Genomic DNA, 14,749 nt, shown 5'->3' on the forward strand with positions numbered 1-14,749 from the left:
GTTATGAAACTGACACTCAAAATATGGCGTCAAAAAAACGCCGCAGACAAAGGGCAAATCGTAGATTATCCGATTGATGGCGTTTCGCCCGACATGTCCTTTTTGGAAATGCTCGACGTGCTCAATGAGCAACTCATCAACCGCGGCGAAGATCCGGTAGCGTTCGACCACGATTGTCGTGAAGGGATTTGCGGGATGTGTTCGTTGTTCATCAACGGCGAAGCGCATGGCCCAGACCGTGGCGTGACGACCTGCCAGTTGCACATGCGTATGTTCAAAGACGGCGATACGATTTTTATCGAACCGTTCCGCGCCAAGGCATTTCCGGTGATCAAGGATTTGGTGGTCGACCGCAGTTCGTTCGACCGCATCCAGCATGCCGGCGGATTCATCTCGATCAATACTTCGGGGCGTACCATCGACGCCAATACGATCCCGATTCCCAAGCACGATGCCGACCGCGCGTTCGATGCCGCGACGTGTATCGGGTGCGGCGCTTGTGTGGCAAGCTGTAAAAACTCATCGGCCATGTTGTTTGTATCGGCCAAAGTATCACAGTTTGCGCTGTTGCCGCAGGGGAAAGTCGAAGCGACCGATCGCGTGCTGAACATGGTCAACCAAATGGACGCAGAGGGCTTTGGAAACTGTACCAATACGGGCGCTTGCGAAGTCGAGTGTCCAAAAGGCATCTCACTCGAGAACATCGCGCGTATGAACCGCGAATATTTAAGCGCAAGTATCAAGTAGATTTGCTAAAGATAGAAAGAACGCATCCTTAGGGGTGCGTTTTTTGTTTGCGCTTGACGGTGTTTTTACATTTTGTTACCTTTGGGCAAAGCAACAGCATGAAAGTAGCCCTCGTCCAAGCCCCGCTGATTTGGCATGATGCCGAAGCAAACCGGCGCTATTTTGCGCAAAAGATCGACGCACTCGATCCGGTCGATTTGATTGTCCTGCCCGAAATGTTTACTACTGGTTTTACGATGGAACCAGAGGTTGTGGCCGAGAAAATGTCGGGCGAAACCGTTTTGTGGATGCAGTCGATGGCGTTGGCCAAGAACGCTGCGGTTGTAGGCAGTATTGTTGTGGAAGAAGACAAAAAGTATTACAATAGGTTGCTTTTTGTCCGTCCGACGGGAATGGTCGAGTACTATGACAAACGACATTTGTTTACGTTGGCCGGCGAAGACAAAGTCTACACGCCGGGCCGCGACAAATTGATTGTCGATTATTTGGGTTGGAAGATTTGCCTGCTGATTTGCTACGACTTGCGGTTCCCCGTGTTTTCGAGAAATGCCGAACAGTACGATGCGCTTATTTACGTCGCCAATTGGCCCAAGCCCAGGATTGCGGCATGGGACGCGCTGCTCAAGGCGCGTGCGATTGAAAATGTGAGTTATGTGATGGGCGTTAATCGGGTAGGAAAAGACGCAAACCAACACGATTATGTAGGACATTCACAAATAATCGATGCGCTCGGAAGTTATATTGTCGCTCCTGACGAAATCGAGGGCGTTTTGCGGGCCGAAATCAGCAAAACGGAACTCGTGGCTACAAGAAATAAATTTGCGTTCCTGGACGACCGCGATGGGTTTACGGTGCAGCCAGATTAAAGTTTTGCTCTACATCCCAATTGGCGCGTACATCTATTTCCTTCGGATAGTAGATGACTTCTTCCGACTGTCGCTTTTCGAGAAAATTCCCCGTGTCCCAAACTTTGTTTTTGTTCGCATCATAAATCACACGAAGCGTGAACAGCTCGGGCTTTATCAGGTTAAAATCGATGGTTGTTCGGTCTTCGGAATAATCGCTGTACAAGACCGTTCCCTTGGAATCTGTGAGCTCGATGATGATGGGAAACTGCTTGACGTTTTCAAGAAGCAGACGCAGGTTTCCAAATTCACTGGTGTTTTTTGTCTCGAGCTTGTAGCGCAGCGTGTCGTTGGCTTGTTCGAGATAGTCCACGAGCGCGCCCGGTAGTAGTTCCAGTTGGTATTTTTGCAGTGGTTCTTTTTCGAAATCCAGCGTCAATTCTTGCTTTTGATCGTCATAGGTCGTTTTGAATGCGACTTTTGCAGAGTCCTTATTGACCAACGATATTTTGTCAGAGACTACACCCTTCAAAGGATTAGAAGATGTAAACACTAATTTATCACGAAGTGCAATCGCACCGTTGTGGCTCGATTTGATACTAAGCGTGTCGGTCTTTTGGTTTTTGATCTTGACGCTAAAGTTTTCTTTTACGTTGTTTTTCACCAATTCGATTTGCAGCGAATCCGACTTTACTTCGGCGTCGAGCTTGATGGGCTTATACCAAACCTGTAGCGAATCTTTGTTCGGGAACTTTGTTATGATGGTCTCGAGTTTCTGGCCGGCTTTGGAAAGCGATACCGTCACGTCCTTGGGGTCGCCTTCGTAACCCACCAACAATCGGTTGCCCGATGCTTGGACGGGTTTGTAGGGTTTGAAGGGCAAGACTTCCTTAAACAATTCAATTTCGTAGACGGTGTCGTTCGGGATCGTGACATATTGTTGATGAAACCCGATCTTGTCGTCCTTCGGATTGAATTTGTAGTTGTTGTTTTTGTCCTTGAGCGCCACCAACAAGTATTTGCCGGCCTTGAGGTTCTCGAGCCTGAACGTTTTGGCGCTGTCGAGCGTATTGGTTACATAGCGTGGGAACTCATTGTAAACCACCGAATCGTTAAAGCGTTCGTTGGTATCGTAAAGCATGACCGTTACAAAATTGTCGACTTCTTTGGCGTAGGCGTCCTTGATGCGTCCGTTGAGCATCAGCGAGTCGATGTGTGATCCCGTCGAAAAAACGTATTTGAATTGTCGGTACGGGTTGCTCTCGTTGTTGTCCTCGATGCTCTGTCCAAAGTTGAAGCTGTAAGTGGTGTTGGGCTGTAGCGTATCGTTGATCTTGATCGTGATGTATTTGCTGGCGTTAGTAGGAAGTACATCGGGCGCATTTTTCATAGGCGGCGACACGATCAACTGTTTGTTGATGTTTTTGAGCTTGATGTATTCGTCAAAGGTAAGCTTGATGGTATTGCCCGTAAATTGCGTTGCGTAGTTTTTTGGAACCGCGCTTTTGAGTGTCGGGGCGATGGTGTCTTTGAGGCCGCCCGTAATGGTGCCTCTTTTGGCGCAACCTGTGAAGGCAAGCAAGAGTAAGCCGATAAAGATTCTGAACTGCAAATGGCGCATACGGCAGATTTTGAACCACAAATTAACGATTATATTTAGTCACGACGAAACATTTTTGCGATTTCTTAGCGCGGTTTGCCAGTAGCAGGAAGCCCAACCTGGGGTTAAATTATAATCTATTGAAAATTAGTTATATGTGAATAATTAGTATAAAATTACACTAATTATGAATGTGACATAGCCATGCATACAATACTGATTTTAGTGTTAGGAATGCCTTGCAACACGCGGGCACAACTCTCGAGCGTGGCACCTGTGGTGAGTACGTCGTCAACCAACAGCAAGTGTTTGCCCTGGTGCGTTTCTTCCGAATTAATGCCGAATATTTCCTGGTTGCGCACCTCATTCCGGCCCATTAAGTTTTTCTTGGTTTGCGTTTTCGAGTACTTTTTCCGGACGAGAAGCCGGTCGTTATACGCAACGCCCAATCGGTCTGCTAGCGCCATGCCGAAAGCGGTTACTTGGTTGTAGCCGCGTTCACGCAATTTTTTGGGGTGCAGCGGCACAGGAATGATTTCGTCGACGTCGAATAGCGCGCCCGTATCGAACAAAATCGATCCATACCATTGACCGAGCGTTGTCCCTACAGATTCGGCGCCGTGGTACTTGAGGCTGTGGATCATTTGCTGTACGATCCCACGCTTGTGGTAGTGCAGGAATGTTGCGGCGAACTCGATGTGGATTTTCCCGTAGAATTTCTTGAACGCTTCGTTCTCGGGGGTTAAATGGTGGTAGGTTTGCGGCATTTCATGTCGGCACGTGGTGCAAATTGCTTTTTCGTTGACTAACAACAAGGCGTCGCAGCCCGCACAAACGGGCGGATAGAACAAATCAATCAGGCTTTTAGACATATCATTTTGGCTTTGAAAGGATAATGTCGTAAAATTCGGGAATCGCGGTTTTATTTCATTACAGTTTTTATATTTTTGCACCACTATGGCAAAACAAGAAGATTTATTTAAGAATGTCGTGTCGCACGCCAAGGAATATGGGTTCATTTTTCCTTCGAGCGAGGTGTACGACGGTTTGAGCGCGGTATACGATTATGCGCAAAACGGTGTCGAACTTAAAAACAACATCCGTCAGTATTGGTGGAAAGCGATGGTGCAGATGCACGAGAACATCGTGGGTCTCGATGCGGCGATTTTGATGCACCCGACTACTTGGAAGGCGTCTGGGCACGTAGACGCGTTCAACGATCCGCTTATCGACAACAAGGATTCCAAGAAAAGATACCGCGCCGATGTGCTGATCGAAGATTACGCCGAAAAGCTCAACCAAAAGGCCGAGAAAGAAATCGAGAAAGCGCGCGCACGTTATGGCGAGGCGTTTAACGAACAAGAATTCGTTACCACCAATGCGCGTGTGATGGAGTACAAATCGCGTAACCGCGAGATCCTGGAGCGCATGGGGCGTTCATTGGGCAACAATGACCTCGAAGACGTCAAAGCGTTGATCGAGGAGCTCGAAATCGCCGATCCCGAAACCGGTTCGCGAAATTGGACCGATGTCAAGCAGTTCAACCTGATGTTCGGCACCAAACTCGGCGCATCGGCCGATAATGCCATGGATTTGTACCTGCGTCCAGAAACCGCGCAGGGTATTTTCGTCAATTTCCTCAACGTACAAAAGTCGGGCAGGATGAAAGTGCCGTTCGGCATCGCCCAAACCGGCAAGGCGTTCAGGAATGAAATCGTCGCCAGACAATTCATCTTCCGTATGCGCGAGTTCGAACAAATGGAAATGCAATTCTTCGTACGGCCAGGCGAAGAGATGAAATGGTACGACTACTGGAAGCAAACGCGTCTCAACTGGCACCTTTCGTTGGGCTTGGGCGTGACCAATTACCGTTTCCACGACCACGAAAAGCTGGCGCATTACGCCAACGCCGCCGCCGATATCGAATTCAACTTTCCGTTCGGATTCAAGGAACTCGAAGGCATCCATTCACGCACCGATTTCGATTTGAAAGCGCACGAGCAGTATTCTGGGCGAAAATTACAGTATTTTGACCCGGAACTCAATGAGAACTACGTGCCTTATGTCGTAGAAACTTCGGTGGGCCTCGATCGTATGTTTCTTGCCGTTTTTTCGACATCGCTCAAAGAAGAAACGCTTGAAGACGGATCAACCAGAACCGTATTGGCTTTGCCATCGGTACTCGCACCTACCAAGGCGGCGGTATTGCCTTTGATCAAACGCGACGGCTTGCCGGAATTGGCGCAAAAGATTGTCGACGATCTCAAATGGGATTTCAACATGGCTTATGACGAAAAAGATGCGGTGGGACGTCGCTACCGCAGACAAGACGCTTTGGGGACGCCATTCTGTATTACGGTAGACCACCAAACGCTCGAAGACCAGACCGTCACGATACGTCATCGCGATTCGATGAAGCAGGACCGCGTGGCGATCGCATCGTTGCGCCAAATCATAGACAGCGAAGTCAACATGAGACATTGGCTGATGAAAATGTAAAAAGAAAAGGGCGTCAAGCCCTTTTTTTATTGTGTTTCGTGTAGATCCGGTTGACGGCAACGGCTTTCTGCAGTTGGCTGTCAAGTAGACCGATGGGTCGCTCGGTATGCGGGTCTGCGATGGTTAACGCGAAATTCGTGGTCTTGGGATGGATCCTGTTCGCAAGTTGTAAGAAAACACTCCAATTACTTGCGGCAGCCTTGAACAACGCCATAATTTCAGAAACATAATGCTGCAACTCGGGATGCTCGTGGTTTTTTGGCATTTTCCCCGGACGTCGGTAGAAGCGTTTGGGTTTTTGGGCGCGTAACGCCATGTTCAGCTGATCGTTAATGCGCGAAAACAGACATTCGTGTAGAAGTTCGGCTATTTTTTTCGGATTTTTCCGAAGCGCATGCCAATCCAATGCGTGCATCTCGAGAAGCGCTTCAAAAAACGTATCACGCAGGGCGGGAATCCAATGGTAGACCGCATCGTCGTGATGCGAGAGCATAAAATCACGGAGGTAGATTTTTCCCGTTTCTTTTGTAAAATTGAATCCCGTCGCTTCTTCGATGGCTTCTCGCGGCCCTATCGCCTCGAAGTGACTATCGATTAAGGCCGCGGCTTTGGCGTGCTTGAGCTGGCCGACACTCAGGTAGCCGTCGTTCTTGGCGTTTAGGATCGTTTTGCAGGCATCGATGGCCACACTGGGGTAGATTCCTTCTATTTTGGTCAAACTACCGTCAGGCCGCTCCATTTCGAACAAGATTGGGTTTTCCAACGCCTCAAACAGCGCACCCGAAACCGGATAGAACTTGTTGATGCTGCCGAGCAAATCGAACAACCAATCGGGCGATTTTCCGTCGTACCCCAGTGCTTTTTGTAGCCCAGCTTTCATGAGCACGCCGTTTCCATCGCTTAGGATGTAACAGGGCAGCTCTAAATGGCCAATGCGCAAAGGGAGTTTCCCCGTACCGTATATGATCGACAGTGATTCCATTATTTTTTTAGGGTTTGTAGCCATTCGAGCAATTGCATGCGGTCTTTTTCGACCACCACTTCGATTTGATCGACTTTTTGCCGTGGGTTTGGTTTGGCGCGATCACTTATTTTTTGGTAGTCCAACCCCAAGTGTTTCCTGATGCGTTGCAAAAGGAACCAAGCTGTTTTTTGGGTGAGCCCCAAGTCTTCTCCGAGTTGTATCGATGTGATGGGTTGTGTTGCGGTGGTAACCATCCAAATGGCCATGAACCATTTTTGTAGGGGCACTTTGCTGTTGTAAAAGATCGTTCCGGTCTTGACGTTGAAATATTTTCCTGTATTTCGGCAACGGTATTTTCTGTCGGCACACAGGTACACTTTCGAGATTGGATCAAATGGACTTGTAACGAGTCCATTCCAGCGAATTTGCTCGAGGTGTTCCATACAGGCTATTTCGTTGGGAAATGCCGCAGCAACCTCACTGACGCTTTTGAATTCCTTAAAGTCTATCATTTTGATTTAAAAACACAAATATATTTAAAATGATGTAATAAAGTATATAAGAATGATTTTTTGTACGTCTTTTCTCGACGAATGACACGACGTGTGCTCTTTGCCGAGTTTTTTTGCCGTTCACGAAAAAATGTTAACAATGCGCCCTAATGTTTTAACAATGGCGCATTTCGGAGCCCGAAACACTTTAATTTAGCGTCAGGATTTCCCCCAAATCTGTCACCTTAAATTGCTGATGCGCTGGCCAACCAAACAGCGCGCATGAAGCATTCTTACGTAATTGTCGACGACAACCCCCACAGCGTTCTGAAGACGCAGGCCATAGCGGCCCGTTTTCAGGATTTGGTGTTTGTGGGCGCGGCGCATAATTTCGAGGATGCCCTTGATGTGATCCTGGAGCACAAACCGGCGATCGTTTTCCTCGAGATCAACCCTGAGGACACGACCAGTAAATTGTCGCTTTCGCTGGTGAGTGAGTTGTACCGCTACTTAAGACAGGTTCCGAAGATCATCGTCACCACACAGGACAAGTCATTGGCCTACGATGCCATCAAGTACGAAGTGCTCGACTATTGTATCAAGCCACTTACAAACAGCGATTTGCGTAAAGCGTTTCTTCGGTTCGAGCTTGGATTTGCCCAGCAAGTAGATACGTCAGCGCCGGTTGCGGAAAGCGCAGCATCGACTGTTCCGGCCGCGACGACAGGGGTCAAAGACTATCCATTCATCGTCGACGAGCCCGAGGATGCGCCAATCGAAGATGCATCGCATATTGCGGTGATCGACGCGATTGTTGATGTGGCCGAGGAAATGCCGATGACCGAGCTCATAGTCGATGAGCCGTCGTTGGTGGTCGAATCGGCCAAGGATGATAAGCCGCTGATCATTTGCGTAAAATCGTACGGCGATTATCGTTTTATAGAGGCCAATGACATTTGCTACCTGCAAGCCGATAACAACTCTACCGACATCCATTTGTATAACGGCGAAATGATTACAGCGTTCAAGACGCTCAAGCATTTCGAGACGGTGTTGTCGTCGCCGTTTGTCAGGATCCACAATAGCTATATTGTCAACATTGACTACGTTTCGCGTATCCATACCGGGAACTCCGTATGCTACATAAAGGGTACGACTACCAAATTGCCATTTTCTAAATCTTACAAGGAAAATGTAGATGCCATCATCAGCAGCATCACAAATGGCAATTATTTGGAAATTTAGAAATTCCATCCACCAAAATTTGACTACCATCCACTATCAAACGGCGTTCATCCACCATAAACGCCTGTAAACACTATAATAGAACGAGACTTGCTATGTAGTTTTACACCGTGAATGAATAACACTCACACCGTAAAGCAAGAAAAAAATACCATAACATATTAAAGTCTCAAATTATGAAAAAAGCTATTTTAACATTCGGATTATTCTCGTTGATGATGATTTTGACGTCGTTTACGAGTCCTTCAGAAATTGGCGGGGGTCAAACTGCACCAAGAGAGAAAAGTAAGCAAGTTGAAATTGGAGGAGGACAAACTGCTCCAAGAGATACCCGCGGATTCGCTGACATCGGCGGTGGTCAAACTGCACCTAGGGATACGCGAGGGTTTGCCGACATCGGCGGCGGCCAAACTGCACCAAGAGAGAATAGCAGAGCATTTGAAATTGGCGGCGGCCAAACTGCACCACGAGCATAAATAAAAACTTCCAAAATTATATAAAAAGCTTCCTAACGAGGAAGCTTTTTTTATTTGGCGATTTTTGTACATTTAGCCAAAACATTTATTAGTCCGTTTGAAAAGAATACGAATGATATTTTTCATCATCCTCGCGGTAGGATGTAAGCAAGCTAAAGAAATCGATGCGAACGAAAGTCCCTCGTCTGATAGCGTATATCATTATCTTACAAGCGCCAAGAGAAAGGACTTGTCTGCGACAGTCAGAATAGAAAACACAAACAAAGCATTCAGAATTCTCACCGCGAAGGAGAATACCAAATCGACTCGAAACGATTTAAACACCGTAGCTCAATTGTATTACGATTTGCGTCAAGAGTCTAAGGCGATTGAGGTAGCTACCAAAGTTGTGGAGAGTTCGATTTCGGTTAAAGATTCACTAAATATAGCCCGCGGTTATAACACTCTTGGGAATCAATTCATAGACAAGGGGGCGAATGACAGTGCATATTATTTTTTTCTAAAAGCAGAGAAATTATTTTCTCCGACGCGTGACAGCATTTATCTAGCAAAGAACTATATAGATAAGGCATTCGTTCAGTTATATGAAAGTGACTATTCGGGATGCGAGTTGTCCTGCATACAAGCCCTTAGTTTTTATAAAAGTTCAAGCTATGTTCAAAATCAATACAACGCGTTTAACTTAATTGGGATAAGTTCCAATGAATTGAAGAATTTTGATAACGCCCTTATTTACCATAGAAAAGCCTTAGATTTCGTTAACCGCTATCCCGAAATTAGTCAATCAAAAGTTCATTACCGATCCAGTACCTATAACAATATTGGGTATGTGTATCAAAATCTTAACAACCACCGCGAGGCAATCAAGAATTTTAATCTCGGACTCGCGGAAAGAAATCTCTTGAAAGATAATCCGTTAGTTTATGCGGCGCTTACCGACAATCTTGCCTATTCGAAATTTAAACTCAAGGAATACCAAGATTTACCAAGGTTGTTCTTTGAGGCATTAAAAATCCGGGAAGTTAATAAATTGTATTCGGGCGTGGTAGCCAGTAAGTTGCATCTTTCGGAATTTTATGTCGCAAAATCCGACTCACTTTCTGCACAGAAGATGGCATACGAAGCATTTTTGCTCGCAAAGAAGTCAAGAATCTCTGGTGATCTTTTGGGGTCGCTCAAACAACTTTCGGCAGTTGAACAGAAAAACGCGTCACTTTATTCAAAGGAATATATTAGAATTAGCGATAGTATTCAAAATGAAGAGCGCAAGGCCAAAGATAAATTTGCCCGAATTGCTTTTGAAACAGACGAGATTATTTCGCAAAAAGACAAGCTGGCAGAACAAAATAGAAATCTAGTATATTTTTTCATAGGAACACTTCTTATTGGAGTATTACTATTTGTAATTCGAAATCAGCGAGCAAAAAACAGAGAACTTTTGTTGGTGCAGGCACAACAGAAGGCAAATGAAGAAATATACAGTCTAATGATTTCTCAGCAAAGAACAATCGAGGAAAGTAGGGAAAAGGAGAAAAAAAGAATAGCGCAGGAACTACATGACGGCGTTTTAGGCAGATTGTTTGGTGCGCGATTAAATTTAGATAGCCTGAACAAGTTAGCAGATGATGATGCGATTGAGAGCAGATTCAACTATTTGAATGAACTAAAAAATATTGAACAAGATATTCGTGAAATCTCTCATGATCTTAACAGAGAAAAGCACGCATTGATTAATAATTTTCTTGCAATCGTCAACAATTTACTCGAAGAGCAAAAGTCTTCCCACAGCCCAGGCATTGAATGGACAATCGATGAGAAAATAAAATGGGACAATATCGACAATGCGCTGAAAATCAATATTTTTAGAATACTTCAAGAGTCACTTCAGAACATAAACAAGTATGCCAACGCAGAGAATATTTTTGTTAAAATTGGTAAGAATTACGAGAAGATGGAACTTGAAATTACTGATGATGGAATCGGGTTTGATGTTTCGATAAAAAAGAAAGGAATCGGTTTACAAAATATAGAATCGAGAGTTAAGGAAAGTGGCGGTGACTTGATGATAAAATCGAAAAAAGGAAAAGGGACGAAGATATTTATAGATTTTACACTAGGGCAAAATTTATAGATTTTCTGTAATGAAAATACTTTTCAAGGTTATAAATTTGGGAAAATTAGTATTTTGAAAAGGCGCAACATTTATACGGTTATACTGATTGGGGGGTTGATTTTCTCCTGCGATAAGATAACACAGAGAAAGTCTGATATCGCAAAGGCAAACGTCGATGAATTGCTAATGAAAGCGGAATGCGATTCTTTAGATGTCGATAGACGAAGCTATTACAACAAATTAGCTTTTCAGAATCTTCAAGGAAGACAAGAAGATTCTATATTAGACACTTACAGATTCAGAATAGCAGACAATTTTTTTAAGCTAAACAATTGGGAACACTTGAAGATAGTTGTAGAAGCGATTCTCAAAGACAACGTTAATAGCAACAATCTCGAAACAATAGCGTCGTGTAATACCTACCTTGGTCTCTATTACGAACAGCGCAGTACAAACGACAGTGCTTTTTACTATTTTTCAAAAGCAGAAAAGGACTATATTAAACTACGTGATCTTGAAAAACTTTGTGAAACATATCAAGATAAGGCGATTATTCAATACTATACAAACAGTTTTTCAGAAAGTGAAAAAACTCTCGTAAAGGCAATGAAGATCGCGTCTGATTTAGATATTAAGGCGCAAAAGTATAAGATTTATATATACTTTGGCTTAAATGCCCGTGAACAAAGAGATTTTGATGGTGCTCTTTACTATTTTGAGAAAGCACTAGAACTGGTGGAGAAAGGAGATATTAATTTTCACTCTTTTCACAGAGAGTACTGTATGAACAATATAGGGTATATTTTCTTACTCAAAGGAGATCTACATTTCGCAAGGCAATTGTTTAGTAAGGCATTGTCTAATAAAGAAATTGAGAAGGATCCGGTGATTTATTCCAGACTATGCGATAATACTTGCAAAACGGATATAGAACTAAACAAGTTCGATAAGACAAAAAGTTTACTTGTAAGGACCTATAATTTGAGGCGCAAACTAAATATTATTGAAGGCCAAAACTTCAACCGCCTCTACCTCTCCGAATACTACGCAGCCACCAAAGACACCATCAACGCCATCAAGTACGGCAACGACGCTTTGCGGTTGTCACAGGAATTCAAGGCGCCGAACGACATGTTGTTGTGTTTGAAACACCTCGGCAAAATAGACCCCAAGAACTCGCTTTCCTACTCAAAGGAATACATCCGGATATCCGATAGCATCCACCAACTCGAACGCGAAACAAGAGATAAATTTGCCAAAATCGCGTACGAAACCGAAGAGATTACGCAAGAGAAGGAGCTCGCCGAAAAACAAAAATCCATGTGGGCAAGCGCGACAGTTGCGGTGTCCGGGTTTGGAATGATGCTTTTCATGATTGCCCGTCAACGCATCCGACAAAAGGAATTGTTGCTCACGCAAAGCCAGCAGGAAGCCAAGGAAGAAATCTACCAACTCATGCACAACCAGCAGTCAAAAATAGACGAAGGCCGGCAAATCGAAAAGGAACGTATCGCGCGGGAACTGCACGATGGTGTCATGAACCGGCTGGCGTCGACGCGGTTCAACCTGCATATTTTGAACAACAAAACCGATTCCAAGACCATCGCGAAATGCATCGGTTACATCGACAGCATCCACGATATCGAAAAGGAAATACGAAACATCTCACACAATCTCAACAACGAAGTTTTTGCAGACGACGACAGTTTCAAGCGTATTTTGGTCACGTTCTTTAAGGAACAAAAAAAGATGCTCAGCGCCAAGTTGCATGTCGAGATGGACAAGGACATCAAATGGGAATTGCTCAAAAGCAGCCAAAAAATCAACCTGTATCGCATTTTACAGGAAACGCTCCAGAACGCCCACAAGCATGCGCTGGCCGATCATGTTTTCGTGAATATTTCGAATTATGACGAGTACATCCTGCTCGAGATCCACGACGACGGCGTAGGGTTCAAAACCTATGAAAGCAAGAAAGGAATCGGGCTAAAAAATCTGCAAGCGCGCGCCAAGGACTGCGAAGGCGTGGTCCATATCGCGTCGACCGACGGCGGTGGATCAACCATCATCGTTTCAATACCAATCCAAAAAACAAAACCATCATGAAAACGACAATCAAAGTACTTATCGTCGACGATCATCCGGCCATCATCGAAGGGTACAAAAGCATTTTTTTGGGAAGCGAACTGCCGCTTGAATTCGATAGCGCGTTCAATTGCGAAGAAGCTTACCAGCGCATCGTGGCCCAACACAAAAAGTATGACCTAATCTTGCTGGATGTCGCACTTCCGGCCTATGAACCGCAAAATTTGTTCTCGGGCGAAGAGGTGGCGCTGATGGTCAAAAAAGAAGCCCCTGCCACCAAGATTATCATGCTCACCTCACATGCCGACAGTTTTACGTTGTTCAATCTGATTAAAAAAATCAATCCAGAAGGGTTACTTGTCAAAAGCGACTTCAAACCCCAGGAGCTGTTGTCGGCATTCGATTGCGTCAGGGAAGGAACCACCTATTATAGCATTACTGCAAAACAAAGTCTCAAGGAAATCCAAGCCAAAGAGATGTACCTTGACACCTGCAACCGACGGATTATTTCGTTGATCGCAAAAGGCATCAAGACCAAGAATCTGCCGGTGCATTTGAATCTTTCGATCAGCTCGATCGACAAGCGCAAAGCCCAGATCAAGGAGATTTTCGAAATAGAAAAAGGCACCGACGAAGACATCATTCGCGAGGCCAAAAAGAACGGCTTTATCTGAACGGTTGCGGAATCACAAAAAAATGCGTGCTAAAAACGATTTTCGTCGAACGAAACGGAAAAAAAACTAGGTTTGCATAACGACTCTACCAAACCAAGCAACATGTCCATAGCCGTAAACATCCTGATTGTCGATGACCATCCGTTTATCATCGAAGCCTACAAAAACGCCATCAAAGGATACAATTCCAAAGGCACTTACGAATTTGCGATCACGCAAGCCAAGGACTGCAAAACCGGTTACGAAGCCATCACCGAGGCAACCGAACCGTTCGGCATCGCATTTTTTGATTTGAGCATGCCGGTGTATGAAGAAAAAGGCATTTATTCGGGCGAAGATTTGGCGCTTTTGATCAAACGCGAGATGCCCGACTGCAAGATTATCCTGCTTACGATGCACACCGAGCTTTTGAAAATCAACACCATCATCAAGAACATCAACCCCAATGGGCTGGTCATCAAGAACGACCTTACTTTCGATGAGTTGCTGATTGCGTTCGACAAAATCCTCAAGGATGAAAACTACTACAGTCAAACGGTGGTCAAGTTGGTGAGCCAGCTGCAGTACGACAACATCGAAATCGATGCTTTTGACAAGCAAATTTTGTATCACCTGTCGAAAGGTACCAAAACCAAAGACATCCCACAGTTTGTCCCGCTGTCGTTAAGCGCGGTCGAAAAGCGCAAACTCAACCTAAAAGAAACCCTTGAAATCAAGGGAGGAAGCGACATCGACCTGATCCGCGAGGCCAAAAACAAAGGGCTTTTGTAGTTTCTGCGGGAAACCGTAACGAGATTTACGGGAAACCGCAACAAGAAATACGGGATGCCGTATGCAGTATTGGGATTGGTTATGTTAATTTTACAATATGATAATGAGTTAGTTAATTATCATTGAGACTGACCGTAAAAAGCAGCCAAAAAAATCCCTAGCATCAGCCCCAAATTGATCCAGGAAAACTTAAGCTACTTTTTACAATACAAAAAAGCGATGTAGTAGGGAACATCGCT

13 protein-coding genes are annotated in these 14,749 nt (G+C 44.9%); 9 read left to right on the plus strand and 4 right to left on the minus strand.

The window, feature by feature from the left end; translation table 11 throughout:
- Positions 1-3 precede the first annotated feature (3 nt).
- Both BLP55_RS08395 and BLP55_RS08400 read left to right on the plus strand, forming a co-directional pair.
- Positions 4-747, plus strand: coding sequence for a succinate dehydrogenase/fumarate reductase iron-sulfur subunit (locus tag BLP55_RS08395; RefSeq protein ID WP_091141952.1), 744 nt, complete (start codon positions 4-6; stop codon positions 745-747).
- A 98-nt stretch (positions 748-845) separates the two neighbouring features.
- Positions 846-1,613 carry an amidohydrolase gene (locus BLP55_RS08400; protein WP_091142180.1) on the plus strand — a complete coding sequence of 256 codons (768 nt, stop codon included), beginning with the start codon at positions 846-848 and terminating at the stop codon, positions 1,611-1,613.
- Here the strand turns inward: BLP55_RS08400 and BLP55_RS08405 are convergent.
- Positions 1,594-3,213, minus strand: coding sequence for an Ig-like domain-containing protein (locus BLP55_RS08405; protein ID WP_091141954.1), 1,620 nt, complete (start codon positions 3,211-3,213; stop codon positions 1,594-1,596). The two genes, BLP55_RS08400 and BLP55_RS08405, sit on opposite strands and share 20 nt — an antisense overlap.
- Before the next feature lie 164 nt (positions 3,214-3,377).
- Entirely contained in the window at positions 3,378-4,064 is a 687-nt protein-coding gene (locus BLP55_RS08410; RefSeq protein ID WP_091141957.1) for a ComF family protein, read from the minus strand.
- Between the two features lie 85 nt (positions 4,065-4,149).
- On the opposite strand from BLP55_RS08410, the gene BLP55_RS08415 reads away from it, so the two are divergent.
- On the plus strand, positions 4,150-5,691 hold the full coding sequence (locus tag BLP55_RS08415; RefSeq protein ID WP_091141959.1) for a glycine--tRNA ligase: 1,542 nt from the start codon (positions 4,150-4,152) through the stop codon (positions 5,689-5,691).
- Positions 5,692-5,704: 13 nt separating this feature from the next.
- Here the strand turns inward: BLP55_RS08415 and BLP55_RS08420 are convergent, their stop codons facing one another.
- Positions 5,705-6,673, minus strand: coding sequence for a hypothetical protein (locus BLP55_RS08420; RefSeq protein ID WP_091141962.1), 969 nt, complete (start codon positions 6,671-6,673; stop codon positions 5,705-5,707).
- Entirely contained in the window at positions 6,673-7,167 is a 495-nt protein-coding gene (locus tag BLP55_RS08425) for a hypothetical protein (RefSeq protein ID WP_091141964.1), read from the minus strand. The genes BLP55_RS08420 and BLP55_RS08425 overlap by 1 nt, the downstream gene beginning before the upstream one ends.
- A 261-nt stretch (positions 7,168-7,428) precedes the next feature.
- Here BLP55_RS08425 and BLP55_RS17280 point away from each other — a divergent pair, with 261 nt between their 5' ends.
- The 6 genes from BLP55_RS17280 (at position 7,429) to BLP55_RS08460 (ending at position 14,510) form a co-directional block, all read left to right on the plus strand.
- Entirely contained in the window at positions 7,429-8,391 is a 963-nt protein-coding gene (locus BLP55_RS17280) for a LytR/AlgR family response regulator transcription factor (RefSeq protein ID WP_244503441.1), read from the plus strand.
- Positions 8,392-8,567: 176 nt separating this feature from the next.
- A complete protein-coding gene (locus BLP55_RS17165; RefSeq protein WP_211516818.1) occupies positions 8,568-8,867 on the plus strand; it encodes a hypothetical protein in 300 nt (99 codons plus the stop codon).
- A gap of 97 nt (positions 8,868-8,964) precedes the next feature.
- The gene (locus tag BLP55_RS08445; protein ID WP_091141968.1) at positions 8,965-10,998 is read left to right on the plus strand and encodes a tetratricopeptide repeat-containing sensor histidine kinase; all 2,034 of its coding nucleotides are present in this window, start codon (positions 8,965-8,967) and stop codon (positions 10,996-10,998) included.
- A gap of 963 nt (positions 10,999-11,961) precedes the next feature.
- Complete coding sequence (locus BLP55_RS16985; protein ID WP_170826821.1) at positions 11,962-13,086, plus strand: sensor histidine kinase; 1,125 nt, start codon at positions 11,962-11,964, stop codon at positions 13,084-13,086.
- On the plus strand, positions 13,083-13,739 hold the full coding sequence (locus BLP55_RS08455) for a response regulator (protein WP_091141973.1): 657 nt from the start codon (positions 13,083-13,085) through the stop codon (positions 13,737-13,739). Before BLP55_RS16985 ends, BLP55_RS08455 begins: the two co-directional genes overlap by 4 nt.
- A gap of 102 nt (positions 13,740-13,841) precedes the next feature.
- Positions 13,842-14,510 carry a response regulator gene (locus BLP55_RS08460; RefSeq protein ID WP_091141975.1) on the plus strand — a complete coding sequence of 223 codons (669 nt, stop codon included), beginning with the start codon at positions 13,842-13,844 and terminating at the stop codon, positions 14,508-14,510.
- The last annotated feature ends 239 nt before the right edge of the window (positions 14,511-14,749 follow it).

The organism is Flavobacterium caeni, assembly GCF_900101895.1.
GTDB classification, from domain to species: Bacteria; Bacteroidota; Bacteroidia; order Flavobacteriales; family Flavobacteriaceae; genus Flavobacterium; species Flavobacterium caeni.

Bases quoted from the DNA above. Each gene is read 5' to 3' on its own strand.
- BLP55_RS08395 (WP_091141952.1), top strand. From the start codon at position 4: ATGAAACTGACACTCAAAATATGGCGTCAAAAAAACGCCGCAGACAAA.
- BLP55_RS08400 (WP_091142180.1), top strand. From the start codon at position 846: ATGAAAGTAGCCCTCGTCCAAGCCCCGCTGATTTGGCATGATGCCGAA.
- BLP55_RS08405 (WP_091141954.1), bottom strand. From the start codon at position 3,213: ATGCGCCATTTGCAGTTCAGAATCTTTATCGGCTTACTCTTGCTTGCC.
- BLP55_RS08410 (WP_091141957.1), bottom strand. From the start codon at position 4,064: ATGTCTAAAAGCCTGATTGATTTGTTCTATCCGCCCGTTTGTGCGGGC.
- BLP55_RS08415 (WP_091141959.1), top strand. From the start codon at position 4,150: ATGGCAAAACAAGAAGATTTATTTAAGAATGTCGTGTCGCACGCCAAG.
- BLP55_RS08420 (WP_091141962.1), bottom strand. From the start codon at position 6,673: ATGGAATCACTGTCGATCATATACGGTACGGGGAAACTCCCTTTGCGC.
- BLP55_RS08425 (WP_091141964.1), bottom strand. From the start codon at position 7,167: ATGATAGACTTTAAGGAATTCAAAAGCGTCAGTGAGGTTGCTGCGGCA.
- BLP55_RS17280 (WP_244503441.1), top strand. From the start codon at position 7,429: ATGAAGCATTCTTACGTAATTGTCGACGACAACCCCCACAGCGTTCTG.
- BLP55_RS17165 (WP_211516818.1), top strand. From the start codon at position 8,568: ATGAAAAAAGCTATTTTAACATTCGGATTATTCTCGTTGATGATGATT.
- BLP55_RS08455 (WP_091141973.1), top strand. From the start codon at position 13,083: ATGAAAACGACAATCAAAGTACTTATCGTCGACGATCATCCGGCCATC.
- BLP55_RS08460 (WP_091141975.1), top strand. From the start codon at position 13,842: ATGTCCATAGCCGTAAACATCCTGATTGTCGATGACCATCCGTTTATC.